Source organism: Streptomyces sp. SID8352, assembly GCF_009862265.1.
GTDB lineage: Bacteria > Actinomycetota > Actinomycetes > Streptomycetales > Streptomycetaceae > Streptomyces.
The window spans coordinates 1-25667 of the sequence record NZ_WWGX01000115.1 but is presented as its reverse complement, the minus strand read 5'-3'; the positions used below and the strand labels follow the sequence as shown (position 1 = coordinate 25667).

The window sequence follows — 25667 nt, the reverse complement described above, 5'->3', positions numbered from 1 at the left end:
CCTTCGGGTGGGTGGCGCGGTCGTCCCCGCCGCATGCGCTGCGGCGGTCCTCCAGGCAGCCGTCACCGCGAGGCGGGCCCGGGCGGTCGCGGCCGGCTCGTCATCCTTGAGCAGCAGGGGAGACCCGACATGGACGTGGAGGCGCGGGCGCCGCACCGACGCGGTGGCCAGCCCCGCGAGCTGTTTGAGGGGCGAGCCGGAGACGATGCGGCGGGCGCCGGCCTGGCCGAGCGGGATGACGGGAGCGCCTGTGCGCCGCGCGAGCCGGGCGAGGCCGCGGCGGAAGGCGCCCGGCGCGGCTTCGGCCGAGTCCTTGCGGTCGGGGAGCCCGCCCTCGGCGTAGATCAGGATGTGCCGACCCTCCTCCAGCGCTTCCTGTGCGAGGTCGAGCGCCCGGAGCGCGCGCGGGTCGCCGCGGTGGACGGGTATGTGGCCCTCCCGGGCAAGGAGGCGGCCGAGGAGGGGCACCCGCCAGAGGCCGGCTGCCGCGAGGACGACCGGCCTGGCTCCGAGACGGTGCAGTGCGGCCAGGACGACCGCCGGATCGGCCGTCGAGCTGTGGTTGGCGGCGATGATACCGGCGGGAAGGTGTTCCGCGCCTTCGTCGGCGGTGACCGTCAACTGCCCGAAGGCGGGGACCAGACGGTCGGCGAGGCGGCTGAGCATGTGCTTCCTCTCCGGGGCGATCGAGATGAGCTCCATCGTCGCTCACGGGGCCGCCGGCGCGCCTGAGTGCCCGTACTCATCCGCCGTGTGTGCCGCTGAGCGGGCGGCGGGGCCCGGAGGCGACGGTCTCGTGCCCGGTGTTCACGTGGCCGCCTCCGCCCTCCCGGGGGCGAGTTCGGCGATCAGGGCCTCCACGAGGGTTCTGATCTCGTCGCGGATCGGGCGGACGGCCTCGATGTCCCGGCCGGACGGATCGTCGAGCTTCCAGTCGAGGTAGCGCTTCCCGGGGAAGACGGGGCAGGTGTCGCCGCAGCCCATGGTGACGCAGACGTCCGACTCGCGGACCGCGTCGACGGTGAGGGCCTTCGGGGCCTGCCGGGAGATGTCGATGCCGGCCTCGGCCATGGCCTCGACGGCGGCCGGGTGGATCCGGGCGCCCGGGGCGGTACCGGCGGAGCGGACCTCGATGCGGTCCCCGGCCAGATGGGTCAGCCACGCGGCGGCCATCTGGGAGCGGCCGGCGTTGTGGACGCAGACGAACAGGACGGAGGGTTTGTCGGCCATGGTGCCGGTCCTCTCTTGTCGTATGGCGGAACAGGGCCGCCGACGCCTTGCGTACCTGCACTGGCATCAGCGGACACTGATGTGACAGTATCAGTGCATGCTGACTTCAGTCGATCCTGATGTGTTGCGGGTGCTGGGCGACCCCCTCCGTCTGGAGATCGTGACCCTGCTGGCGCGCGAGACGCTGTGCACGACGCATCTGGTCGAGGAGACCGGAGCCAGGCAGACCAACCTGTCCAACCACATGAAGGTGCTGCGCGAGGCCGGGATCGTGGAGACCGAGCCCTGCGGCCGCTTCACCTACTACAAGCTCAAGCCCGAGGTCCTGGCCGGCCTGTCCGAGCGGTTCGCCGAACTGGCCGCCTCGGCCCGTGCCGCCGTGGAGAACAAGAGGGCCTGCCCATGACCCCCACCGATCCCACCACCACCGCCCGCGCCCCGGGTGCCGAGGCGGCCGGGGACGACTCGGTCGCCGGAAGGCTCTCCACCCTCGACCGCTGTCTGGCGGTGTGGATCCTGCTCGCCATGGCCGTCGGCCTCGGCCTGGGCCGTCTGGTCCCGGGGATGAACGACGCGCTCGCGAAGATCGAGGTCGGCGGAATCTCCCTGCCGATCGCGCTCGGCCTGCTGGTCATGATGTACCCGGTCCTGGCGAAGGTCCGCTACGACCGGCTCGACCGTGTGACCGGCGACAGGAAGCTGCTGGTCTCCTCACTGGTCATCAACTGGGTCGTCGGCCCCGCGGTGATGTTCGCGCTGGCGTGGATCTTCCTGCCGGACCTTCCCGAGTACCGCACCGGCCTGATCGTCGTCGGGCTGGCCCGGTGCATCGCCATGGTCATCATCTGGAACGACCTCGCGTGCGGCGACCGGGAGGCGGCTGCCGTACTCGTGGCCCTCAACAGCGTCTTCCAGGTCATCGCGTTCGGCCTGCTCGGCTGGTTCTACCTCGACCTGCTGCCCCGGTGGCTGGACCTCGGCGACGGCCAGGGCCTGGACGTGTCCGTCTGGCACATCGCGCTGAACGTCGTCGTCTTCCTCGGCGTCCCGCTGCTGGCCGGCTTCCTGACCCGCCGCATCGGCGAGCGGAAGCTGGGCCGTGCCGGGTACGAGGCGGGGTTCCTGCCGAGGATCGGGCCCTGGGCGCTGTACGGGCTGCTGTTCACGATCGTCATCCTCTTCGCCCTCCAGGGGAGGACGATCACCTCCCAGCCCCTGGACGTCGCCCGGATCGCGCTGCCGCTGCTGGTCTACTTCACGGTCATGTTCTTCGGCACCTTCCTGCTCGGCAAGAGCCTGGGCCTGGCCTACGACCGCACCACGACCCTCGCCTTCACCGCGGCGGGCAACAACTTCGAGCTGGCCATCGCGGTCGCCATCGCCACCTTCGGCGTCACCTCCGGCCAGGCCCTGTCCGGCGTCGTCGGCCCGCTCATCGAAGTGCCGGTCCTGATCGGGCTGGTGTACGTCGCTCTCGCCTGGCGAAGGAGGTTCGCCCACGGCGAGGTGGCGACCGCCCCCTGACGCGGCGCGCGGACGTGGTGGCGGTCGGCGGCGGGCGGCCGGACCCCGGGGGCTGCCGAACCGGAAGGCGCCGCGGCCCGTGGCTCCAGGGGGCGCGGCAGGTACGGGGACGCGCGTCCCGCCGGCGGTCAGTCGGCGGCCGGCTGCGTGAGCAGGGTGCCCATCGCCGCGAGCACCGACGGTTCGACGCGGTAGTAGACCCAGGTGCCGCGCCGCTCGGAGGTGAGCAGGCCGGCCTCCCTGAGCTTCTTCAGGTGGTGGGAGACGGTGGGCTGGGAGACGCCGACATCGGAGATGTCGCACACGCACGCCTCCCCGTTCTCGTGCGAGGCCACCGCGGAGAACAGCCGCAGGCGGACCGGGTCGCCGAGCGCCTTGAACATCCGTGCCGCGGTCTCGGCCTCCCCGGCGGTCAGCGGGCGCTCGGTCAGCGGTGGGCAGCACGGCGTCACGTCCCGGCGGTCAGCGGGCTCGAACGGCGGCAGCACCTTCGCATTCGACATACTTCTATGTTGACACACGTCGAACCAAGGGGCTCCGGCCATGTCGCCGGCCCGTGAGGCGCGAGGCCGGGTGCCGGGCGGCCCCCTCCGTGTCGCGGGCCGGTGAACCGGTACGGACCCCGTGGCGCCGGACGGTCCGGGGCGCCCGGACGTCCCGGAGGCCCGCGCGGGCAGCCGGCCGCCGTCCGGGTCCACGGAAGGACGCCGTCCGCGCGACCGGCCCGCGCCGACGCGGCAGCCCGTGCGGATCCCGGCGTCCTGGCGGCGGGTACGGGCATCGAGGGAGGCGGCGCCCTCGTCCCGGTGCGGGAACGGCCGCCGCCGGGGAACGGTATGCCGGGCGGGAAGCCGTGCCGGGCGGGCGAGAGCGGTGTGGGGCCGTCGTGGTGCCGTCGTGGCGCCGCGGCCGCGGCCGCCCGGCCGGTCGCCTCCGGCGCACCGGGCCGCATCCCGCGGCGCGGCGGGATGCGGGCGCCGGAGAGTCCGGACCGCCCCGTCGATGACGGCGGCACCGGGGTGCGCCATCGGCGAACCCATGATTTCGATGAATGTCTATGTTGACGCTTGTCGATACAGGTGTCACCCTGGATCGCGCAAGCCATCGACAGACATCGAAACAAGCAAGGAGTCGCCGTGAACGCGTCCGCCAGCGAACTGCCCGTCATCGTGATCGGAGCGGGTCCCGTCGGCCTGGCCGCAGCCGCCCACCTGGCCGACCAGGGCCTCGAACCCCTGGTCCTGGAGGCCGGCCGGACCGCCGGCGCCGCCGTGCGCGAATGGGCCCACGTGCGCCTCTTCTCCACCTGGAGCGAGGTCGTCGACCCGGTCGCCGAAAAGCTCCTGGCCCCCACCGGCTGGACCCGTCCCGACCCGGCCGCCCACCCCTCCGGCGGCGACTGGGCCGACCTCTACCTCCAGCCGCTCGCCGACGCCCTGGGCGACCGCGTCCGCTACGGCGCCCGCGTCACCGGAGTCTCCCGGGCCGGACGGGACCGGATCGTGGACGCCGACCGGCACCGGCAGCCGTTCGCCGTGCACATCACCCACGCCGGCGGCGGGGAGGAACGCCTCCTCGCCCGCGCCGTCGTCGACGCCTCCGGCACCTGGAGCGGACCCGGCCCGGCCGGCGCCGACGGCCTCGCCGCCCTCGGCGAGAAGGCCGCCGCGGACCGCGTCACCTACCGCGTCCCGGACCTCCGGGACCCGGCCGTCCGCACCCGGTACGCGGGCAGGCGGACCGCCGTGATCGGCTCCGGAGCCTCCGCCTTCACCGCGCTCGCCCACCTCGCCGACCTCGCCAAGTCCCATGACGGCACCGGGACGAAGGCGGTGTGGGTCCTGCGCCGGGGCATCTCGGGCTCCACCTTCGGCGGAGGCCGGGCCGACCAGCTCCCCGCCCGCGGCGCCCTGGGCCTGGCGGCGAAGGCGGCCGTCGACGGGGGACAGGCGGACGCAGTCACCGGCTTTCGCACCGAGGCGATCGAACGCGCCCCCGACGGCCGCCTGATCCTCACGGGCGAGGACGGACGCCGCCTCGAACCGGTGGACGAGGTGATCGTCCTGACCGGCTTCCGCCCCGACCTGTCCTTCCTCGACGAACTCCGCCTCGACCTCGACGAACGCCTCCAGGCGCCCGTCGGGCTCGCTCCCCTGATCGACCCCAACCAGCACTCCTGCGGCACCGTCTACCCGCACGGTCACCGCGAACTCGCCCACCCCGAACGGGACGTGTATCTGGTCGGGATGAAGTCCTACGGCCGCGCGCCGACCTTCCTCGCGATGACCGGCCACGAGCAGGCACGCTCCGTCGCCGCCGCCCTCGCGGGCGACCTCGAGTCCGCCGACCGCGTCGAACTCACCCTGCCCGAGACCGGAGTCTGCGGCGGCGCCGGCCTGTTCGACGACCCCGGCCCCGCACAGTCCGGCGGCGACGGCTGCTGCGCACCGGCGCCCGGGCTCATCCGGCTCGGCGCCTCCACGGCGGCCGAAGGGGACGCCGGGCAGAACCCCGCGGGCGGCTGCGGCACATGACCGGCCTCTGTGCTCCCGCGTCCGGGGCCGCGACGGTCACCGGGCAACGGTCGTGGCCCCGCGCCGCCCTGCCCGCCCTCTGCGCCACAGTGCGGGGACGCCTTGCGGCGGGGACTGGTCGGCCGCCGATCGGTTCGGCCCCGCTCAGCCCCGCCGCCGGCCGGGATCATGATGCGGGGCGGCCGCTCGTCGGCGCCGGCCACGAGCCGGAACCGAAAGACCTTCGCTCCCGCCCCCGGCCGTAGGCTGGCGACGAGGAGGCGGGGATGATCCAGGGTGTGGGGCCGCTGGTGCACCTGTCCGACGGACCGGGCGGGCTGTCGGTGTGGGGCGTGGCCGAGCCGGAGCGGTGGGGCGCGGACGTGAACGTGATGCTGGAGGCGGGTGAGGACGTCCGGTCGGTGGATCTGCGACTGCTCGGGCGGGTGTTGGCGCACCTGGACGAGATGGTGGCGAAGGCGCGGCGGTTCGCGTGTGCGCGACTGGGGGTCCCGGAGGAGCGGGCGGCGTTGGACGCTCCGGAGGTGAACTTCTACACCGACGGGTGGATGCTGCGGTTCGTGGAGGGGGGTGTGCCGATCTGCGAGCCGTACGGAGTGGGGGTGGTCTTCGAGGGGACGCGGCCGGTCCGGCTGGAGGATCTGAGCGAGGCCGAGGCGATCGGGGACTGACCGGCCCTCACCGGGAGTCGTCCCGGTGCCCACGCCGCCGGGTGTGTCGAAGTGTCGCCAGTGGCCCGGCCGAAGGAGGGCGGTCCTGCGGCGCCGTCCCGGGCGGGGGTGCCGGGGAAGGGACCAACGGCCCTGCGGGCAGGGCCGGTCGGCCGGGGAGACGGAACCGGGGAAGCGCCCATGCTGGGTGGTGACCGAACCGATGCCGCCCATCGGTACGCCTCGTACGACGGCACTCCGCGCCGGCGTTGGCGGCCACGTCCCCGTCCCGGCCGCCCGGGCAGCGGAGCGTACGAGGCGTGGCGGGCGGTTCGGTCGCCGCGTCCGGCCCGTTGTACGGGGCCGGACGCGGCCGTTCCCCCGGCGGGAACGGCACCGGGGGCCGCTGTGCGGGGTCCCCCGGTCCGGGCAGCGACCCGCCGCACATCACCGGCGTTTCCGCCGAGGCAGGACCCCATGCCATGGACGGCTCGCAGCGCCGTGCCCGGACCCCGGTCACCGTGCACCTGACCCCGGTCACCGCGACCGGAGCGGCTCCGGCCATCGCCGCTCCGGCATGGTGCTGCACGGCCGTGGCGGCCGGAAGTGGATCCGGGCCGAACCGGCCGCCCAGTGGATCATCCTCCCCGCCTCGGGCTGCCCGCCGGGCCGCCCTCTGGAACCGTCCGGCCGCCCGAGAGGGACCCATGGGCCCATGCCCTCGCCGCCGCCCGGACACGACGGTGATGGCGGGAAGCCGCTACCTGGGCAGCGGGCCCGGGGAACGCGCTACCGGTCGGGCACCACGCCGCGGGTCCGGCCCCGCTCGGGACGTGGCCGCCCGGAGCACGGGCAGCACAGTCGGGCCCACCGTCCGACGGCGCCGGGTGGAGGGCCGGGTGGGAGTGCCGTCCCCCGGCCGGACGGCGTGACCGGGCACTCTCCGGGCGCCCGGTCACGGACGCCGTCCGCAGGGGCGGACTGTGAGGGCGTCCCGGGAACACCCGGGCCGCCTTGCCGGCACCGAGGACCTCAACGGCCGACGGACCGCGGTGTCGACGGCCGTACCGTCGCCGTTCCGGACTCTTCGGGCCCGCTGATAGGTTCCCGGGGTGAGTGAGCAACCGCCCGGCGGCGGCACCGAGCTGTCGCCCGACGAGGTCGAGGCCCTTCGCACCAGATGGTCGTCCTGCTGGACGCCGAGTGAGGTCGCGCGGCGGCTGGCAGGGGTCGACACGCCCTGGTACGTGGCCGCGGGATGGGCGCTGGACCTGTTCCGGGGCAGGCGGACCCGTGCCCATGGGGACATCGAGATCGCGATTCCGGCCGCGGGCTTTCCGGAGGTCCGCGCCCGCTTCCCCGGGTACGTCTTCGACGCGGCGGGCCGTGGCCGGGTCTGGGAGGACGCCGCACCGGAGGTGCTGGCCGCCGTACATCAGACATGGCTCCGCGATCCGGCGACCGGGAACTACCTGCTCGACGTCTTCCGCGAACCGCACGACGGCGACACCTGGATCTGCCGACGCGATGAGCGGATCCGGCTCCCCTACGGCGACATCGTCCATCGCACCCCGGACGGCGTCCCGTACCTGGCACCCGAACTGGTCCTGCTGTTCAAGGCCAAGAACCCCCGCCTGAAGGACCGCGCGGACTTCGAGGCGACCGTCCCGCACCTGAGTCCGTCTCAGCGCGGGACCCTGGCCGCCCTGCTCGCCCGGGTGCACCCGGGGCACGCCTGGATCGCGGATCTGTAGACGACGCTCCGCCGGCGGGCCCGAGTCCCGCGGCCTCGCGGCGTCACCGGGACTGCGACAGAGCCCTGGCCCCGCAGGTGGAGCCGGTCGGGGACGACCACTCGTGGTGGGGGCCGGGCCACGACGGCTGGGGGCCGGGCGGTTGGGACCGGAGCTGCCCGGCAGCCGTTCGTGAGGACGGGCACGGTGCGGCGGAGTGGTCTCAGCCGGTGTCGAGGCCGTCGATCAGGCGGTTGAGGAACCGGGTGAAGGTCGCTTCGGGCGTGAGGGGACGGCTGGGAGCAGCGAGGGCCTCGGCGAGTTCCGGGTGACTGCCGTCCGCGGCGACGGCTGCGAGGTAGCGGGCCTCGGCTGCGGCTCGGTCGGGGGACTGCGAGGCGGCGGTCCGCGCGATCTCATGGGCGACATGCCCGGCCACGAATGCGGTGAGCTGGGCGAAGACCTCCAGCTTCGCCGCACCGTCCAGCCCGGTGGGCCGCAGGACGGCGAGCGCGCGCTCCAAGAAGGCCAGGGTGTTGGGACCGGGGACGCGACGGGCGGCCAGAGCGGTGGGCAGCCAGGGGTGTCGCAGCATATGGGCGCGCTGGAGGTGAGCGATGGTTTTCAGGTCGGCGCGCCAGTCGCCGGTGGGAATGCTCGTGGTCGGGAGTTCGCCGCTGACGTGGTCGACCATCAGTTCCAGCAGCGTCTCCTTGTCGGGGGCGTAGCTGTAGAGCGACATGGCGCCGGCTCCGACCTGCGCGGCGACTTTCCGCATGGTGACTGCTTCGAGCCCCTCCGCATCCGCCAGGGCGACAGCCGCCGCCGTGATCGCCTCTCGGCTGTAGGCGGGCTTGCGGCCCCTGCGGGGCCGGGCCGAGCTCAGCCAGAGCTGCTCAGGGCCGACGCCCGGGGCGTCGGCCCCTCCTTCACGGGGCATGATCCGCTGCCTCCCTTGATCGAGGTGGCCCTTGCGGACCTCATCCAAGCATCCTCTATTCTCGTACGCTGTACGGATATCAAGGAGGGGAACGATGGCAGCACGCACGCACGGCCCTGCGCCGAGACCGACCTGGGCACCGCCTTCCGGTAAGCCGCCACTTGCCTCACGGCTGATGAGGGCGACCTGGCGCGGCCTGCCGGCCAAACGACACGATGTCGGGTGGGAGCCGGAGCTGCTGGCGCCGGCCGCCGACGGCAGCCCGCTGATCACGGACCACTACTTCCCGCGCGCCGAGGGCGACTTCCCCACTCTCCTGGTGCGCTCGCCGTACGGCAGAGGTCTGCCGTGGTCGCCCATGTACGGCGTGCTCTTCGCCGAGCAGGGCTTTCACGTGGTGCTGCAGAGCTGTCGCGGCACCGGCGGTTCCGGCGGTGAGTTCGATCTGTGGCGCAACGAGGCCGCTGACGGCCAGGCCGCGGTGGCCTGGCTGCGCGAGCAGAGCTGGTTCAACGGAACACTGGGGACCGTCGGCCCCAGTTACCTGGGCTACGTGCAGTGGGCTCTCGCCGTGGACCCGCCGCCGGAGCTGAAGGCGATGGTGGTGCAGGTGGGGCTGCACGATCCTCACGCCCTGTTCCACGCACGGGATGCATTCCGCCTGGAGAACGCCCTCGCCGTCGGCGTCGGCATGACGTATCAGCACCAGGGGACGGCAGCGTTTCTGAGGGCGACGCTGCGTCTGCGGCGGCGCCTGCGTGATGTGGTCATGCAGGCACCGCTGCGCGGGGCGTGCGTGTCCGCCCTCGGAGGCGATGTGTCCTGGCTGGATGACGTGATGTCGCACCCGAACGCCGACGACGCGTACTGGCAGGGTGCGTCGTTGGCGGCGGTGGCGGAGCGGCTGAATGTGCCGACCGGTTTGATGACCGGGTGGCACGATGTGCTGAGTGACCAGACGTTCGAGCAGTACCGCCGACTACGTGAGGCCGGCTGCGAGACCGCCTTGCTCGTCGGCCCCTGGACCCACACGTCCGCGCTGCAACGGGGGTGGCCCGAGGTGTTCGCCGAGAGCCTCGCCTGGCTGCGGGCGCACCTGTACGCCGATCCCTCCGGCCTCCGTCCTACCAGGGTGCGCGTGCACGTCGGCGGCGAAGACGATTGGCGGGACCTCGACGACTGGCCGCCGGCCACGGCCGCCGGCCCGTGGTTTCCCACTGCCCAGGGGCATCTCACCCAGCAGGCTCCCACCGAATCCGCACCGCTGACGTCGTTCCGCTACGACCCGGGCCACCCCACCCCCTCTCTCGGCGGCCCGTTGCTCTCCCGTACGGCCGGTCCTCGCGACAACAGAACGCTGGAGATCCGGGACGACGTACTGACGTTCACCGGCCCCCCGCTGACCGAGCCCATGGACATCCTCGGCCGGATCTCCGCGCGGTTGAGCATCTCCACGGACACTGGCCACGCCGACGTCTTCACCCGTCTGTGCGACGTGGACGCACAGGGCCGCTCCGTCAACGTCTGCGACGGGCTGGGCCGACTTCGGACAGCGGAGCAGGCGCCCTCGCACACCACCGTGCCGATGGGTTCCACCGCCCACCGCTTCGCCGCCGGTCACCGCATACGCTGGCAGATCAGCGGAGGCGCCCATCCGCGCTACGCCCGCAATCCCGGCACCGGGGAGTCGCCGGTGGACGCCACCACCTTCACACCCGTGCGCATCACGCTCCATTCGGACTCAGCGCTGATGCTCACGACGCTTGCCCGCGGTTCCGGGCTCGGCCCTCAGGAGGACGGCTGACGAGTGCGGGGCTCTCGGACCCTGCGGGCGTGGGCGAGGTCCGCGGCCTGGTCCAGCGTGTGGAAGGCGTCGTGGCGTCCGTGGGCGTCGTTGAAGGCGGGCACCGTCTCGTCGGGGAAGCCACGCCGGACCGTCTCCAGGAGGACGGCGAGCGCGTCGTGCAACTCGGCGGTGCCGGTGGCCTCGGCGTCCAGGCCCGTAGAGGCGGCGGGCGCCGTCCCGGCCGGCGGTGGAGCCCTGGCACCAGCCGTCCCGTTCCGGCCGGACGCGGGTGCGCCGGAGAACGGCGGCGGCCGGGGCCGGGTGGAGGGCGGCGGGCGGCCGGTACGGCTGGACATCGTGGCTACGTGGACGATGTCGGCCAACGGGTTCGTCCCGGTCGAGGCCGCCGGCCACTCGACGGCTACGACCACCTCACCACCCCGAGGACGGACGGTGCGCCGCCGACCGGATCCGCGGGCGGAGTTCATCGAGATGAGGGACATCGGCCATTTCCCGATGAGTGAGAACCACCCGCGCTTCGCACCCTGTCCGAAGCGGGCCCCGCAGATGATCGAGGAGCGCACCGCGCCCGCCGCCCGATCGGGCGCGGGCGGCGCTCCACGGTTCCGGCGGAGCGCGAGCGCATTCACCGGTCGTGTGTCCGGCCCCGTCATCGGCGCCTTACGCGCGCACAGCCGGCGAACGGCACCGGGTGGACCGGCGTCCGGCCCGGCGGTGCCGGGCGGCACGGCACCCGCTCTCCCACCGGGGTACCGGCGGGACCGGTCAGCCCGCCGGGTACGGCAGCAACTGGGCGTCTACCCGCTCCCAGGCGGACCTCAGCTCCGCCAGCAGCTCCGGCCGGTCCCCGGCGCGGTCCGCCTGCTCGCGGACGTCGGACGCGAGGTCGTAGAGGTGGTCGCGGCCGGACGCGTCGCGGTAGTACTTCCAGCCGCCCCGCCGCAGTGCCCGGTTGCGCCGCACCCGCCAGAACAGGTCGCGCTCGGGCACCCGCTCCCCGCGCAGCAGGTACCCGGCGAGGCTGTGGCCGTCCAGCGGGTGGCCGGGGTCCGGCCGGGCGCCGCCCAGCTCCAGCAGCGTCGCCGTCCAGTCGGGCGAGTACACCGGCACCCGGCTGACCTGGCGGGGGTCCACGCGGGCCGGCCAGCGCAGTACCGTCGGCACCCGGATGCCGCCCTCCAGCAGCTCCGACTTGCCGCCGCTCAGCGGCCACTGGTAGGAGAATCGCTCGCCGCCGTTGTCACTGGCGAAGACGACGACCGTGTTCTCCTCCTGGCCCGAACGCCGCAGCGCGGCCAGGACCTTGCCCACCGATGCGTCCAGGTTCTCCACCATCTCCCGGTACTTGTCCACCGAGCCGCCGTCGCGGTGCTGGAGGGCGCCCAGCACCTCGCCGGAACGGATCCGCCCGGCGATCTCCGCGCCCGTCTCCCCGTCCTCCTCGGTGAGCCAGGGCCAGTGCGGAGTGGTGAAGTTGAGGTTCAGCAGCCACGGCCGGTCGTGGCGCCGGCCGACGTACTCGACGGCCCGCTCCGTGAGCACCGTGGTGTAGTACCGCAGGTCCTGGTGGGTGGCGTCGCCCTCGTAGAGGTCGTACTCACCGAGCTGGCCCAGCTTCGAGAAGTACTCCAGGGCGCCCCCGAAGTTGCCGAAGAACTCGTCCCAGCCCGAGCGGGTGGGGCTGTAGCGGGGAAGCCATCCGCAGTGCCACTTGCCGATCAGCGCGGTGTCGTAGCCCGCCTTCTTCAGCAGCGAGGCCAGCGTGGGGTGGTCCGGGTCCAGCCCCTGGGTGCGGTTGCCGATGGGCTCGGCCAGCCCGCCGGGGGTGCGCCCCGGGAAGCGCCCGGTGTACAGGCTGAACCGGGTCGGGGAGCAGGTCGCGGAGCCGGAGTAGGCGTCGGTGAACCGCACGCCCTGGGCGGCGAGCCGGTCCAGGTGCGGGGTTCTGATGTGCGGCGCGCCGTACGAGGACAGATCGGCCCAGCCGAGGTCGTCACCGAGGATGAACAGGAAGTTGGGCCGGGAGCGGGGCCGGGGGGAGCCGGGGCGGGAGCGGAACGGGCGCTCGGCGGTGGGGGAGGGGGCGGCGGAGGCCGGTGCGGGGACACCGGCGGCGGTCGCCACCGCGCCGCCTCCGACCAGACCACCGAAGGCACGACGGGATATTCCGGGCATGAGTGATCCTCGGGGGTGGGGGACGACGGGGAAGGCGGAAAGCCCGGGGGAGCCGGGCGGGCCGGCGCCGGGTGGGCGACGGCCCCATGCCCTGGGACGCTCCCAGCCGCCCGGCGAGCCGGTCAAGAAGATCACGAGCCCGTTCACGAACCCGAAACGGCCCGACACACCGCCGAGTCGGCGCCGTGACGGAGGGACCGCGCGGCCACACCCCGCACCCCGCCGCGCCCGCCGAGACCCCGCCCGGCACCCCCGGCGAAGGGCGGGCCGACGCTCAGCTCTCCGCCCGGGCCCCGGCACTCCGGACACCGTCCGCCCCGCCAGGGATGCGAGGGGCGCGAGGGGCGCGAGAGATGTAAGGGATGCAAGGGATGTGAGGGAGGCGAAGGGTGCGAGGGACGCGAGCACCGCCCCCGCCCAGGGAGAGCGCACCGGCCTCGCGCAGCTCCCGCCGGACCGGCACCCGGTGCCCGGAGGGCTCCGCGGGCAACTCGACCACGCGCACGAGTCGGCGGCTCACGCGTTCACTGCTCGGCACGGGGAGGTGGGCGGCAGCCGTCGCAGCGGCCGGTGTGCGCTCACTCCGGGGCGAGGGTCCCGACGGAGTCGCGGGAGTCCGCGGTCCCGTCGTCGGTGATGAGGCCACGCCGGTGTTCCCCCAGCGCGGACGCGGAGGTGGCCGGTCGCGGGTCCCCGCCTCCGGCGACCGGGGAGGCGGTGAGGGCGCCGCTGGGGGCGCTCGTCTCGGAGAGGGCCGGCCGCCGGACCGTCGCCGCCAGGACGCGCGACCCCGCCGGGCGGGCCGTACCCGCCCCGAGCGGGGGGCCTCCCGTCCGGGCCCAGCCGCTCCGCCTCCGGTGTCGCCGATCCGGCCCGGACGCCCTCATTCTGCGCCTGACCTGCCTGAATCGATCTTGGAGAAGTCCGAATTACCGAGTTCACGGAGTTCAAACCATGAATCGCGCAAGATTTCCGTGGGAAATCCCGCCGCCCGGATCGGGACTCGACCGAAAAATGTCCCCCGCCGACGCCCGTTCCGTCTCGCGCACGGGAAGCGAGTTGGCCGGATTCCCGCTTACCGAACCGGCGTTGGGCCGAGGGGGCCGGACACCCGAACGAAAGGTCGTGCAGGGTTCAAATATTTCATCGCCTCAGAGGGGTGATATCGCGTCACATCAACGGCGTTGGCGCGCTGTTGGGCAGCGGCGGCGGAGCCGTCCTGTCATCCGCCATACCAGCAGGAGTCCCCGGTATCCAGCCCTTCTCCCGCAATGTTTTGCAAGTACGCTGTCACCTGCCGTGCGAGAGCCAGTTCGACATCCCGGAGTTTTGTGGCCACCGGGACCGATTCCGGTGCACGGTCGACCACGTTTCTTCGTTACTGGGGGGTGACTTGTGGCGGAGGCCCACGCGATCCGATTCGACGTGCTCGGTCCGCTGGGAGTTCGGTCCGACGGAATCCCGGTGAATCCGGGCTCGGCCCGGCAGCGCGCGGTCCTGACGGCCCTTCTGCTGACGCCCGGGCAGCCGGTCGCAGCGGCACAGCTCAAAGAGGCCGTCTGGCCCCGGAACCCGCCCAACGACGTGATGGCGAACCTGCACAGCTACGTCTCCAACCTCCGGCGGATCCTGGAACCCGGCCGGCAGCCGCGCAGCCGTGACACGATGCTGCGCCGCGAACCGGCCGGGTACGTGCTCGTGGTGGACCCGGAGGCCATCGACGCGGTCCGCTTCGAGCGGCAGTTGTACGAGGGGCGTCGGCAGCTGAAGTCGGGGGCCTACCGGCAGGCGGGCCTGACGCTGGCCGGCGCGCTGGCCCTGTGGCGCGGACCCGCGTTCCCCGAGGTGAGCGACTACGCGCTCGGTGCGCAGACGGCCTCGCGGTTCGAGGAGTTACGGCTTCTGGCCCTGGAGACCCTGTGGGAGGCCGAACTGGCCGAGGAGCGCGACTTCTCGGTGATCGCGGCCGAACTGCCGACGCTGACGATGCGGTTCCCGACCCGCGAGCGGTTCAGCTGGCTCCTGATGAAGGCCCTCTACCGGACCGGCCGACGGGCCGAGGCGATCGAGGCCTACCACCGCACCCGGCGGGCGCTGGCGGAGGAGTACGGCGTCGACCCCGGCGCGGAGCTGCAGCAGTTGTTCGGCACGATCCTGCGCGGGGACCCGGTCGTCGGCCGGTGCTGAGGCACGGGCCCGCCCGGTACGGGGGCCGGGGCGCGGCCGGACGGCGGCGCCGGTGACCCCCGGCCCCGCCGACCGGGGCGGGACGGGCGGCGGGCACCGCCCGGCCACCCGCGCCGTCGGTATCCCGCCCGCCGCTCGGCCCTGAGCGGCGGGAACCGCTCCGGCGCCGTCCGGCCGCCCACGCACCCCCGGGCCGCGCCGCCGGCCCCGGAGGGGGCACGACGGCCGGCCCCGGCCGGGCCCCGGTCCACGGCACCGACCGCCGGCCGTGCTCAGGCCCGCGCGGAGTGCACCACGTCCGCCAGCACCTTCGGCAGCTCCCCTGCCGCCTCCGCCGTCCGGGCCCGCCAGGCGACGTGCCCGTCGGGGCGGACCAGCACGCAGCCGTCGGCCTCGACCTCGCGCAGCCGCTCCCACTGCCCGTACGGGTCGCGCAGGCCCTCGGTCGCGCCGATCACCCGCACGGTGACCTCGACGCCGGTGAGGCGGGCTGCCTCGCGCGCGGCGTCGTGCCAGGGGGCGCCGCCCCGGCCGGTGAGCAGGACGAAGCGGCCGCGGCCGGTCACGTCCAGAGTGGAGCGGCGGTGGCCGCCGTCCTCCAGCCAGGCGTGCGGCACCCGGGCGCCGGGCCAGGTGGTGGGCCGGTAGTACAGCTCGGGATCGCGCTCGGGCGCCGGCTCGGGAGTACCGTCGTCGACCCGGGCACCGCCGCGGTAGCGGTAGCCGATCTCCACACCGTGCGCGTTGGCCTGGTAGTTGATCCGGTCGGTGGCGGCGGCCAGCGCGGCCCGCCGGGCGTCGGCCTCCTCTCCGACGTCGCCGAGGGAGCGCAGCAGCTCCCACTGCTCGGCGGCGCTCTGCCCGGCGGTGTAGCCGAGCGCGGCGGGGATGCCGAGGAAGTCGAGCATGCTGCGCACCGCGCGGTCGACGACCTGGCCGCCGACCGGCTGCCGCTCCTCCTGGTAGGTGTCGAGCAGGCTCGGGGCGGCGGTGCCGTCCAGGACCAGCCCGAGCTTCCAGCAGAGGTTGAAGGAGTCGGCGATGGCCGTGTTGAGGCCGAGGCCGTTGGTGGGCGGCATCTGGTGGACCGCGTCGCCCACGCAGAACACCCGGCCCGCACCGTAGCGCGGGGCCACCGTGGCGTTGACCTCCCAGGGGGAGACCCGCTTGACCGTGACGGGCACGACCGGGTCGCCGATGCTCTCCCGCAGATGGGCGATGATCTCGGCGTGGTCCTCCGGGTCGAAGGAGTCGCCCTCCTTGTGGAACCGCAGGTACATCCACTCGTTCCACGGGCGGACGTTGACGAACACCCGGCCGTCCTCGGGCGGGTTGCCGGGGACGGCGCCGATGTACAGGATGCCGGGGCGGTGGGCGCTGTAGCGGGAGAGGTCGGCCTCGAACCAGATGGAGGCGGCCCTGGCCAGGCCGGTGGCACCCTCGACGGTGAGCCCGAGCTGCTCCATGACCCGGCTGCGGGCGCCGTCCGCGCCGATCACGTAGTCGGCGCGCACGGTGTACCGCAGTCCGGACTGCCGGTCGGCGATCACCGCGGTGACGCCGTCCTCGTCCTGCTCCAGGCTCAGGAACTCGTGTCCGAAGCGCAGTTCGCCGACACCGGCCTCGCGGACCTGTTCCACGAGCAGCGGCTCCAACAGGTGCTGCGGGAGGTTGCACATGACGCTGGGGCTGGCGGCCTGGTAGTCGCCGACCCGGTCCGGACCGTTGCCGTAGGCGCCGAGACGGCTGACCTCGGGACCGGCGAACGTCGTCATGAAGACGAAGTCGGCGAGCAGTTCGCGGGGCGCGGCCTGGGCGAGCACGGCACGCTCGGCGCCGAGGTCGCGGAGGATCTCGCCGGTGCGCTGGTTGAGCAAGTGGGCGCGCGGGGTGTGCGCGGTGCCCGGGTACTTGCCGACCGCGAGGTGACGCACGCCGTAGCGGGAGAGCGCCAGCGAGGCGGTCAGGCCGGCGGGGCCGGCTCCGACGATCAGGACGGGGACGCGGACGTCGGGGTTGGCGCGGTCGTTCACGAGGATGCCTTCCTTGCGTACCCGGCGTAGACCACCGAGGTGTCCTTGTGCTCGGTGAGCTGGAAGCGACGGCCCAGCTCGCCGTACGTGATCCCGCCCTTGGCGCGCAGCCGCATGTCCCGGAGGAGGTCCAGCTGCGGCCGGTTCGAGGCGAAGCCGATCAGGTCCTGGTTCTCCAGCCCGTGCCGGCGGAACACCGCGTGCAGTTCCTGGGGCTTGATGAAGGCCTTCCAGTCGTGCAGGTCCTTGGGCGCGAAGCTGACGGACTTCCAGTCCTGCGCCATCTTGATCATGGCGAGCCTGGAGCGGAAGGTCCGGTTGATCGTGTCGTAGAGGTAGTAGGAGCCGGGCTTCAGCACCCGGACCGCCTCGGAGACGGCCTTCTCCACCGAGGTGACGTGCTCCAGCGTGTCGCAGCAGTACACCAGGTCGAAACCGGCGTCCGCGAAGGGCAGCTCCTCCGCGACGCCCTGCTGGTAGTCGATCTCCAGGCCGGACTCCTCGGCGTGTGCGGCCGCGGCCGCCAGCGAGGGCCCGGACGGGTCCATCCCGGTCACGTCGCAGCCCGCGCCGGCGAACAGCTCGGCCAGCAGACCGCCCCCGCAGCCGATGTCCAGCACCTTCAGGCCCTTGAGCTCCATCCCCAGACGGGTGGTCAGCACCTTGCGGAAGTAGGCGAACCGCGCCGGGGTGAACGCCTCCAGGGTGGCGAACGGCTGGTTGTCGTTCCACCAGGAAAGGTTGTTGTACACGTCGTTGTTGACAGCCACGGTCGGGTACCCCTCAGGAGAGCTTGATGGTCGGGCGGTAGAGGTCGAGCCAGACGGCCAGGTCGAGGACGCGTTCGAAGGCCTCCCGCTCGTCCCGGCTGACGGCCCCGGCCGCGCCGCGAGCGGCGCCGGTGAGTGCCGCGCGGTCGAAGAACTCGACCGCCTGGTGGTCGCCGGAGAGCAACTCGCCCACCTGCCGCTGCAGTTCGGCAACGTAGCGCAGCTCCTGGGTGTTCGGGTAGAGCGCCTTCCGCCGCTCCAGCACCGACGGCGGCAGCACGTCGGCGACGGCGGCGCGCAGCAGGCTCTTCTCCCGGCCGTCGAAGGTCTTCATCGCCCACGGCGTGTTGAACACGTACTGCACCAGCCGGTGGTCGCAGATGGGCACCCGCACCTCCAGGCCGACGGCCATGCTCATCCGGTCCTTGCGGTCGAGGAGCTGGCCCAGCAGGCTCGTCAGGTGCACGTAGCAGAACCGGCGCATCCGCTGCTCGTGCGCGGACTCGCCGGGCAGGACCGGGAGCCCGGCGACGGTGTCGGCGTAGCGCTGCGCCCAGTACCCGGGCACGTCCAGGGTGCGCAGCAGCAGATCCGGGTCGATCAGCTTGGTGGGGTGGGACTTGGGGATGAGCCCCGCGGCGGTCACCCAGGGGAACATCTCCACCTCCTGGACGGCCGGGAGGTGGAACCACGGGTAGCCGCCGAAGACCTCGTCGGAGGACTCACCCGACAGCGCGACCGTCGAGTGCTGCCGGACCGCCTTGAACAGCAGGTACAGCGAGTTGTCCGCCTCGCCGAAGCCGAACGGAAGGTCCCGCGCGGTCACGGTGGCCCGGCGCACCTCGGGGTTGGCCAGCTCCTGGTGGTCGAGCACGATGTCATGGTGCTCGGTGCCGACGTGCTCGACGACGGCGCGGGCGAACGGCGCGTCCTGCGAACCGCGCCAGTCGTCCGGGCGGAAGGCCGCGGGCTGTTCGAAGTCGACGGTGAAGGTGCGGGGCCGCTCGCCCCGGTCGGCCATTCGCCGGCCGGCCAGCGCCGTGAGGGCGCTGGAGTCGAGACCGCCGGAGAGCAGCACGCACTGCGGGACGTCGGCGACCAGCTGCCGGGCGACGCTGTCCTCCAGCAGCTCACGGACGCGCCGCACGGTGGTCTCGGTGTCGTCCTGGTGCTCGGCGACCTCCAGCCGCCAGTACACGTGCTCGCGCGTCCCGGAGCGGTCGAAGGTCACCATGGTGCCCGGCTTGACCTCGTGCATGCCCGCCCAGACGGAGCGCCCGGGCTCCTTGACGAACCCGAACAGCTCGCGGAAGCCGTCGGTGTCCACCACCGGCGAGACCGCCGGGTGGGCGAGCAGCGTCTTGGCCTCGGAGCCGAAGATCACGCCGTTCTCGGTGGGGTGGTAGTAGAGCGGCTTGATGCCGAGCCGGTCGCGCAGCAGCACCAGCCGCTCCACCCGGCCGTCCCACACGCCCATCGCGTACATGCCGTTGAGCCGGTCCGCGATCTCCAGGCCCCACTCCAGGTAGCCGCGCAGGACCACCTCGGTGTCGCTGGTGGTGCGGAACTCGTGGTTGCGACGGCGCAGTTCGTCGCGCAGCTCGGTGAAGTTGTAGGCCTCGCCGCTGTACGTCAGCGCGACCGGGCCGTCCGGCGTCTCGACCACCATCGGCTGCAGGCCGGTCTCCAGGTCGATCACCGCGAGTCGGCGGTGACCCAGGGCGGCGCCGCGCGACACCCAGGTGCCGCCGGAGTCCGGGCCGCGGCAGACCATGGTCTCGGTCATGGCCCGCAGGGCGGGCAGTTCACGTTCGAGGTCGAGCTGGAAGTCGATCCAGCCGGCGATCCCGCACATTCGCGTGTTCCTTCGGTCGGTCGGGAGAGGGGGCAGGGGGCCGGATGCCCCCGAGGGGGTCAGCTCAGCGGGTCGCGCCGCCGCGCGGCCATGTGGGCGGGCAGGCCGTCGATGTGCGAACGTCCGGTGGGTGCGAAGAAGAAGCGGTCCAGCGCACCCCCCACGAAGGAGTACGGGCGGTTCAGCTCGGCCGCCCAGCGCCAGCTGAACCGGGAGCCGGCCCCGGACGGTTCGACGACGTAGTCCTCGACCAGACGGCGGAAGATCGGACTGGTTCCCTCGACCGCGGCGAAGGTCTTGCGGGTGCCCTCCTCCCAGCGGTAGAAGCGCTCGCGCAGGACGAGGCCGCTGTTCATCTCGATCTCGCGGGTGGTGCCGACACCGAACGGGCGCGGCGAGGTCCAGGTCAGCTGCCGCATGCCCTTGGTCCAGCTCGACACGCCGTCCCCGACGAGGGCGGCCCAGGTCTCCTCGGGGGAGAACGGAACCTCGACGGAACGGGCGTGGTACAGCGGGGCGGAGGCGAACAGCGAGTCGTCGGCCTCCTCGATCGGATACCAGCGGCGGGCCATGAGGACGGGTCCTTTCCCGGGACGTGCGGTCGGTGCGTGGGGGTGAGTGGGACGAGAGGGGTGAGGAGTCTGCGGAACCAGGGTCTTTCGTTTGGACCAGGCCGGATCAGGGAGCGGGGTCCGGCGCCGTGCGTCGCAGGGCGGAGGAGGGAGTCAGGGCGCAGCCCCGGCGACCGACGACAACGCGGCGAGGTGCGGCGCCAAGGCCCACGAGCCCGGCGTGACCCAAACGAGAGGCCCTACGGCTTGCGGCCCCGGAAGAGGGCGACGCTGCCGCGCGTCACGAGGTCGAACTCGTCGAAGTTCTGCTTGAGCTGGTCGCGCAGATCGGCCAGGTCGTCCTCGTCGTTGTGGAAGACGCCCTTCTGGTTGAGGTTCTTCATCAGCCAGCGGCCGGGGCCCGACACCGGCACCCCGGAGGACAGGACGGTGTGGCCGAACACGGTGCCGCCGGAGCGGACGGCGGTGGCCGCGTGCCGGATCGCCCGGCCCTTCTCGCGCAGGCTGCCCGGCACGCAGTGCAGCAGGAAGCTGAGCGAGGCGGAGTCGTGACTGCCCTCGGGGACCGGAAGCGGTTCCAGGCAGTTGGCGACGACCTTGGTGGTCCTGAGGTGGGCGAGCCGGTGTGCGGCGAAGTCGAGCGTGGTGGGGTTGAGGTCGGCCAGCGTGATCTCGGGGTTCGAGACCGGGAAGCGGGCCCGGTCCAGCAGATAGCCGGTGCCGACGCCGATCTCCAGGTGCTTGGCGCCGAGGCAGGTGTTGTACATCTTCAGGAAGTCGCGCGGCGAGGCGCGCCAGAACAGCGGGGCGCTGCCGCGGAAGACGATGAAGTCGTAGAAGGCGAGGTTGCGGCTGTGGTACGGGGACTGCCCGTCGTCGACCGCCTGATCCAGGGAGACGCCGGGGCGGTGGTCGTGGTCGGTGCTGTTCATCCTGCTCTTCTCCGGTTCGGTCGGGCTGCTGGTTCGGTTCGGGGCCCGCGGGTCACGCGGTCGTCGCGGTGAGCCGGTCGAGGACGGCCCGCATGGTCGCGGGGGCGTGCTCGCCGGTCAGGGTGAAGTGGTCGCCGGTCACCTCGGTCCCGGTGTGCGGGACGGGCCAGGCCGCCCGCCACCCGGCGGCCGGGAAGCCGGGGAGCGGCCGGTCGGCCCGGAACAGCAGCGTGGGGGTGGCCAGGGGTTGCGGCTGCCAGTTCGCGAACAGCAGGCCGTAGCCGCCCATCGCGGTCAGACAGACGTCGTCCCAGGCGGTCCGGTCGTCCGTCAGATAGCCGGCGATCCGCTCCTGGACACGGGGCAGGACCTCGCTGCCGGGCCGGTAGCTGTCCAGCAGGACCAGCGCGGCCGGTGCGGTGCCCCGCTTCTCCAGCCGCTCGGCGACGGCGTGCGCGATCCAGCCGCCCGCCGAGTGCCCCAGCAGGACGAACGGCGCTCCCTCGGCGAGGCGTTCGACGTCCTCGGTGTGCAGGTCCACCAGCGCGTCGAGGTCGGCGGGCAGCCGCTCACCGGCGGTGAAACCGGGCGCGGGCAGTGCCCACAGCTCGTGCCGTCCCCGCACCTCCGCGGCCAGCCGGGCGTACTGCTGGGCGCCCGAGCGGGTGGCGAAGGACGGGAAGCAGAAGAAGCGCGGCGCGGCCGGTCCCCGGGCGAGCCGCACGGGAGCCGGACGCTCCCCGGAACCGGGCGGGGTATCGAAGGTGTCCCGGAACCGGGCTGCGGCCGCGAGGAGTTCGCCGAACTCGGCGAACCGGCCCTCGGCGGCGGCACGCGGGGCGAGCGCGGTCAGCAGGCCGCCGCCGGCCGCGGCGGCGTCCGCCCCGGCGGGAGCGGCGTCCAGCCCGGCCCGCAGATGGGCGGCGAGCGCGTCCAGGGTGGGGTGGTCGAAGACGGCCGTGGCCGGCAGGGACAGACCGGTGGCGGCCGCCAGGGCGGCGCTCAGCTCGGTGGCGGCGAGCGAGTCGAGGCCCAGCTCCGGCAGGGGGAGACCCGACTCGACCTCCTCGACCGACTCGTGACCGAGCGCGGCGGCCACCTCGGCGGCCACCAGATCCCGCAGCAGCAGGTGCCGTTCGGCCGATTCGAGGCCCGCCAGCCGTTCGCGCAGCGACCGCGACGCTGCGGCTCCGACGGGCTCGGCAGGCTCGCTCGGCTCGGTGGACGCGGCGGGGACCGACGCCGCGCCGACGGCTGCCGTGGCGACGACCTCGGGCCAGAACCGGCGGCGCTGGAAGGCGTAGGTGGGCAGGGTGAGGGGCTCCGCCGCGACACCGGCGAACACCGCCGCCCAGTCGACCGGAACCCCGTGCACATGGGCGCGGGCGAGCGCGGTGAGCGCGCTCTCCGCCTCCGGCCGACCGGACCGCAGCAGCGGCACCGCCACCGGGGCGGCGGCCTCCGGCCGGTCCGCCGACGCGTCCCGGACCAGCGCCGACAGGACACCGGACGGCCCGAGTTCGAGAAAGGCCGTCACCCCGTCCCCGGCCATCGCGCGCACACCGTCGTGGAAGCGCACCGTCTCCCGGATGTGCCGCACCCAGTATTCGGGGGTGCACACCTCCTCCGTCACCGCGGGCCCGCCGGTCAGGTTGGAGAGCAGCCGGATCCGCGGCGGCCGGTACTCCAACTCCCTGGCCACCCGCAGGAAATCGTCCAGCACACCGTCCATCAGGGGCGAGTGGAAGGCTCGGGCGACGCGCAGCCGCTTGGTGCGGCGTCCCTGCGCGGCGAGCCGCGCCGCCACCTCCTCGACGGCCTCGGCCCGCCCGGAGACGACCGTCGCCCGGGGCCCGTTGACGGCGGCCAGACCGAGCACGTCCTCCCGGCCCGCCAGCAGCGGCAGCACCTCCGCCTCGGCCGCTTCCAACGCCGTCATCGCGCCGCCCTCCGGCGACGCCTGCATCAGCCGGCCGCGCGCCGAGACCAGTCGGCAGGCGTCGTCCAGCGACAGCACCCCGGCCGCGCAGGCCGCCGTCAGCTCGCCGATCGAGTGGCCGCCGACCCAGTCGGGCGTGACCCCCCAGGACTCCAGCAGCCGGAAGGAGGCCAGGCCGACCGCGAACAGTCCGGCCTGGGTGTACACCGTCCGGTCCAGCAGCTCGGCCGCCGGGGAGCCCTCCTCGGCGAACAGCACCTCGCGCAGCGCGAGGCGGCCCGGGGCCGCCAGGTACTCGTCCAGCGTGTCGCACACCTCGTCCAGGGCACGCGCGAACACCGGGTACGCCTCGTGCAGACCGCGGCCCATGCCCGGGCGCTGGCTGCCCTGGCCGGGGAACAGGAACCCGACCCGGCCACCGCCGACCGCGGTGCCGCGCACCAGACCCGGCACCGGCGTACCCGCCGCGAGCGCGTCCAGTCCGGCGCGGAGTTCGTCCAGGTTCCGGCCGAGCAGTACGGCGCGGTGCGGCAGGGCGGCACGGGTCAGTGCCAGGGCGCGGCCGACGGCGGCCGGGTCCAGCGGCTGCGGCTCGGCCGGGTGGGGCGCCGCGGCATCTCCCCGGACCCGGTCCGGCCGGGCCAGGTGCGCCGCCAGCCGCTCTGCCTGGGCGCGCAGCGCGGCCTCGCCCCGCGCCGACACCGTCCAGGGAACCAGCGGCAGCGGGGCCCGCCCGGCCGGGGCCGGCGCGGGCCGGGGCGCCTCGGCGGGCGCCTGCTCCAGCACGACGTGCGCGTTGGTGCCGCTGATGCCGAAGGCGGACACACCCACGCGGCGCGGACCGTCGTGCTTCGGCCAGGCGACCGGCTCGGTGAGCAGCGCGAGGCCACCGCCGGACCAGTCCACGTGCGGGGTCGGCTCGTCGGTGTGCAGGGTGGGCGGCAGCACGCCGTGCCGCATCGCCTGCACCATCTTGATCACCCCGGCCATGCCCGCGGCGGCCGCCGTGTGGCCGATGTTGGACTTGACCGACCCGAGCCACAGCGGGCGCCCGTCCGGCCGGTCCCGGCCGTACGTCGCGAGCAGCGCCTCGGCCTCGATCGGGTCGCCGAGCGGGGTGCCGGTGCCGTGCGCCTCCACCGCGTCCACGTCGCCCGGGGCGAGCCGGGCGTTGGCGAGCGCCTGGCGGATCACCCTTTGCTGGGCGGGGCCGTTGGGGGCGGACAGGCCGTTGCTGGCACCGTCCTGGTTGGTGGCCGAGCCGCGCACCACGGCGAGCACCGGGTGCCCGTTGCGGCGGGCGTCGGAGAGCCGCTCCAGGAGCAGCACGCCGGTGCCCTCGCCCCAGGCGGTGCCGTCCGCGCCCGCGGCGAACGGCTTGCAGCGTCCGTCCGGGGCGAGGCCGCGCTGGCGGCTGAAGTCGATGAACGCGTGCGGCGTGGTCAGCAGGGTGACGGCGCCGGCGATCGCCAGGGTGCTCTCGCCGGAGCGCAGCGACTGGCAGGCCAGGTGCATTGCGACCAGCGAGGACGAGCAGGCGGTGTCGACGGTGACGGCCGGGCCCTCCAGCCCGAAGACGTAGGACAGCCGGCCGGAGATGACGCTGGCCGCGTTGCCGGTCAGCATGTAGCCCTCGCCGCCGGCACCCTGGGTGAGCAGCGGGTAGTCCTGGCCGCTGGAACCGGCGAACACACCGGTGCGGGAACCGCGCAGGGTGGTCGGGTCGATGCCGGCGTTCTCGACGGCCTCCCAGGTCGTCTCCAGCAGCAGCCGTTGCTGCGGGTCCATGGCCAGCGCCTCGCGCGGCCCGATGCCGAAGAATCCGGCGTCGAAGCGGTCGGCGTCGTGCAGGAACCCGCCCTCGCGCACATAGCTGCGGCCGGGGCGGTCCGGGTCGGGGTCGTAGATGCCGTCCAGGTCCCAGCCACGGTTCCCGGGGAACGGGGTGACGGCGTCGCGGCCCTCCGCCACCAGCCGCCACAGGTCGTCCGGCCCCGCGACCTCGCCGGGATAGCGGCAGGCCATCGAGACGATCGCGATCGGCTCGTCGCTGTCGACGGCGGCCCGCACCGGCGCGGCGCGGTCCTCGCCCGGGGCGCCGGCGAGTTCGGTGAGCAGGTGTCCGGCCAGCTCCTCGGGCGTGGGGTGGTCGAAGGCGATGGCGGCCGGCAGCCGCAGGCCGGTGGCCGCCATCAGCCGGTTGCGCAGCTCGACGGCGGTGAGCGAGACGAAGCCCAGATCGCGGAAGGGGCGGCCGGGGACGACCGGATCGTCCAGGCCGAGCACGGCGGTGATGTGCTCGGTCACCAGATCGAGCAGCAGCCGTTCCCGGTCGGGCCGGGCCAGGCCCGCGAGCCGTGCGCGCAGCCCGGACCCCGGGGTATCGCTCTCGCTCTCGTCCGGCTCGGCGGTGGACACGCCCGCCTGCGGGGCCGCGTCCGGGAGGGGCTCGACCCAGTAGCGGCGCCGTTGGAAGGGGTAGGTGGGGAGGTCGGGGTGGGTGCCTGTGGGGAGGAGGGGTGTCCAGTCGACGGGTGTGCCGTGGGTGTGGAGGTGGGCGGCGGAGGTGAGGAGGCGGGTCCAGTGTCCTTCGCCGCGGCGCAGGGTGCCGGTGACGGTGACGGCCGGGTGTCCGGTGTCCTTGGTGGTGTGGAGGGTTTCTTCGATGGCGGGGGTGAGGACGGGGTGGGGGCTGATTTCGATGAAGGTGTGGTGGCCGTCGGTGTGTGCGGTGTGGGTGGCGTCGGTGAAGCGGACGGTGTGGCGGAGGTTGGTGTACCAGTAGT

18 protein-coding genes and 1 pseudogene are annotated in these 25667 nt (G+C 73.6%); 7 read left to right on the top strand and 12 right to left on the bottom strand.

Features of this window, described 5'->3' with window-relative positions; translation table 11 throughout:
* Positions 1 to 33: 33 nt before the first annotated feature.
* Positions 34 to 666: pseudogene (locus GTY84_RS32325) on the bottom strand (lysophospholipid acyltransferase family protein); the annotation flags it as partial.
* A gap of 141 nt (positions 667 to 807) precedes the next feature.
* On the bottom strand, positions 808 to 1230 hold the full coding sequence (locus tag GTY84_RS32320; RefSeq protein WP_161229992.1) for an arsenate reductase ArsC: 423 nt from the start codon (positions 1228 to 1230) through the stop codon (positions 808 to 810).
* A 97-nt stretch (positions 1231 to 1327) separates the two neighbouring features.
* Here GTY84_RS32320 and GTY84_RS32315 point away from each other — a divergent pair, with 97 nt between their 5' ends.
* Together GTY84_RS32315 and arsB are read left to right on the top strand one after the other, a co-directional pair.
* Complete coding sequence (locus GTY84_RS32315) at positions 1328 to 1636, top strand: metalloregulator ArsR/SmtB family transcription factor (RefSeq protein ID WP_161229991.1); 309 nt, start codon at positions 1328 to 1330, stop codon at positions 1634 to 1636.
* Complete coding sequence (arsB, locus tag GTY84_RS32310) at positions 1633 to 2754, top strand: ACR3 family arsenite efflux transporter (protein ID WP_161229990.1); 1122 nt, start codon at positions 1633 to 1635, stop codon at positions 2752 to 2754. Before GTY84_RS32315 ends, arsB begins: the two co-directional genes overlap by 4 nt.
* A 128-nt stretch (positions 2755 to 2882) precedes the next feature.
* Here arsB and GTY84_RS32305 read toward each other — a convergent pair whose 3' ends face one another.
* Positions 2883 to 3257: a metalloregulator ArsR/SmtB family transcription factor gene (locus GTY84_RS32305; protein WP_161229989.1), complete on the bottom strand. Its 375-nt coding sequence runs from the start codon at positions 3255 to 3257 to the stop codon at positions 2883 to 2885.
* Between the two features lie 633 nt (positions 3258 to 3890).
* On the opposite strand from GTY84_RS32305, the gene GTY84_RS32300 reads away from it, so the two are divergent.
* The 3 genes from GTY84_RS32300 to GTY84_RS32290 all read left to right on the top strand — a co-directional run bounded on the left by GTY84_RS32300 (position 3891) and on the right by GTY84_RS32290 (position 7692).
* Complete coding sequence (locus GTY84_RS32300) at positions 3891 to 5288, top strand: NAD(P)-binding domain-containing protein (RefSeq protein ID WP_161229988.1); 1398 nt, start codon at positions 3891 to 3893, stop codon at positions 5286 to 5288.
* A gap of 266 nt (positions 5289 to 5554) precedes the next feature.
* Positions 5555 to 5959 carry a hypothetical protein gene (locus GTY84_RS32295; protein WP_161229987.1) on the top strand — a complete coding sequence of 135 codons (405 nt, stop codon included), beginning with the start codon at positions 5555 to 5557 and terminating at the stop codon, positions 5957 to 5959.
* Positions 5960 to 7050: 1091 nt separating this feature from the next.
* Positions 7051 to 7692 (top strand): hypothetical protein, encoded by a 642-nt coding sequence (locus GTY84_RS32290; protein ID WP_161229986.1) that lies wholly within the window; start codon positions 7051 to 7053, stop codon positions 7690 to 7692.
* Positions 7693 to 7894: 202 nt separating this feature from the next.
* Here GTY84_RS32290 and GTY84_RS32285 read toward each other — a convergent pair whose 3' ends face one another.
* Positions 7895 to 8611, bottom strand: coding sequence for a TetR/AcrR family transcriptional regulator C-terminal domain-containing protein (locus GTY84_RS32285; protein WP_161229985.1), 717 nt, complete (start codon positions 8609 to 8611; stop codon positions 7895 to 7897).
* A gap of 175 nt (positions 8612 to 8786) precedes the next feature.
* Here GTY84_RS32285 and GTY84_RS32280 point away from each other — a divergent pair, with 175 nt between their 5' ends.
* On the top strand, positions 8787 to 10415 hold the full coding sequence (locus GTY84_RS32280) for a CocE/NonD family hydrolase (protein WP_161229984.1): 1629 nt from the start codon (positions 8787 to 8789) through the stop codon (positions 10413 to 10415).
* Here the strand turns inward: GTY84_RS32280 and GTY84_RS32275 are convergent.
* Both GTY84_RS32275 and GTY84_RS32270 read right to left on the bottom strand, forming a co-directional pair.
* The gene (locus tag GTY84_RS32275; RefSeq protein ID WP_161229983.1) at positions 10400 to 10753 is read right to left on the bottom strand and encodes a hypothetical protein; all 354 of its coding nucleotides are present in this window, start codon (positions 10751 to 10753) and stop codon (positions 10400 to 10402) included. The genes GTY84_RS32280 and GTY84_RS32275 overlap by 16 nt on opposite strands.
* Positions 10754 to 11183: 430 nt before the next feature.
* Entirely contained in the window at positions 11184 to 12593 is a 1410-nt protein-coding gene (locus tag GTY84_RS32270) for a sulfatase-like hydrolase/transferase (protein ID WP_161229982.1), read from the bottom strand.
* A 1464-nt stretch (positions 12594 to 14057) separates the two neighbouring features.
* Here GTY84_RS32270 and GTY84_RS32265 point away from each other — a divergent pair.
* Complete coding sequence (locus tag GTY84_RS32265; RefSeq protein ID WP_161229981.1) at positions 14058 to 14780, top strand: AfsR/SARP family transcriptional regulator; 723 nt, start codon at positions 14058 to 14060, stop codon at positions 14778 to 14780.
* Positions 14781 to 15052: 272 nt separating this feature from the next.
* On the opposite strand, the gene GTY84_RS32260 is transcribed toward GTY84_RS32265, so the two are convergent.
* From GTY84_RS32260 to GTY84_RS32235, 6 genes are all read right to left on the bottom strand, one after another.
* Positions 15053 to 16813 carry an FAD-dependent monooxygenase gene (locus GTY84_RS32260; RefSeq protein ID WP_345943602.1) on the bottom strand — a complete coding sequence of 587 codons (1761 nt, stop codon included), beginning with the start codon at positions 16811 to 16813 and terminating at the stop codon, positions 15053 to 15055.
* Positions 16810 to 17583 carry a bifunctional 2-polyprenyl-6-hydroxyphenol methylase/3-demethylubiquinol 3-O-methyltransferase UbiG gene (ubiG, locus tag GTY84_RS32255; protein WP_161229980.1) on the bottom strand — a complete coding sequence of 258 codons (774 nt, stop codon included), beginning with the start codon at positions 17581 to 17583 and terminating at the stop codon, positions 16810 to 16812. The genes GTY84_RS32260 and ubiG overlap by 4 nt, the downstream gene beginning before the upstream one ends.
* A gap of 13 nt (positions 17584 to 17596) precedes the next feature.
* Complete coding sequence (gene asnB, locus GTY84_RS32250; RefSeq protein ID WP_161229979.1) at positions 17597 to 19438, bottom strand: asparagine synthase (glutamine-hydrolyzing); 1842 nt, start codon at positions 19436 to 19438, stop codon at positions 17597 to 17599.
* Between the two features lie 59 nt (positions 19439 to 19497).
* Positions 19498 to 20010: an SRPBCC family protein gene (locus GTY84_RS32245; RefSeq protein WP_161229978.1), complete on the bottom strand. Its 513-nt coding sequence runs from the start codon at positions 20008 to 20010 to the stop codon at positions 19498 to 19500.
* A gap of 239 nt (positions 20011 to 20249) precedes the next feature.
* Positions 20250 to 20942 carry a methyltransferase gene (locus GTY84_RS32240; RefSeq protein ID WP_161229977.1) on the bottom strand — a complete coding sequence of 231 codons (693 nt, stop codon included), beginning with the start codon at positions 20940 to 20942 and terminating at the stop codon, positions 20250 to 20252.
* Positions 20943 to 20994: 52 nt separating this feature from the next.
* The coding region (locus GTY84_RS32235) for a type I polyketide synthase (protein WP_161229976.1) at positions 20995 to 25667 on the bottom strand (4673 nt) is incomplete at its 5' end.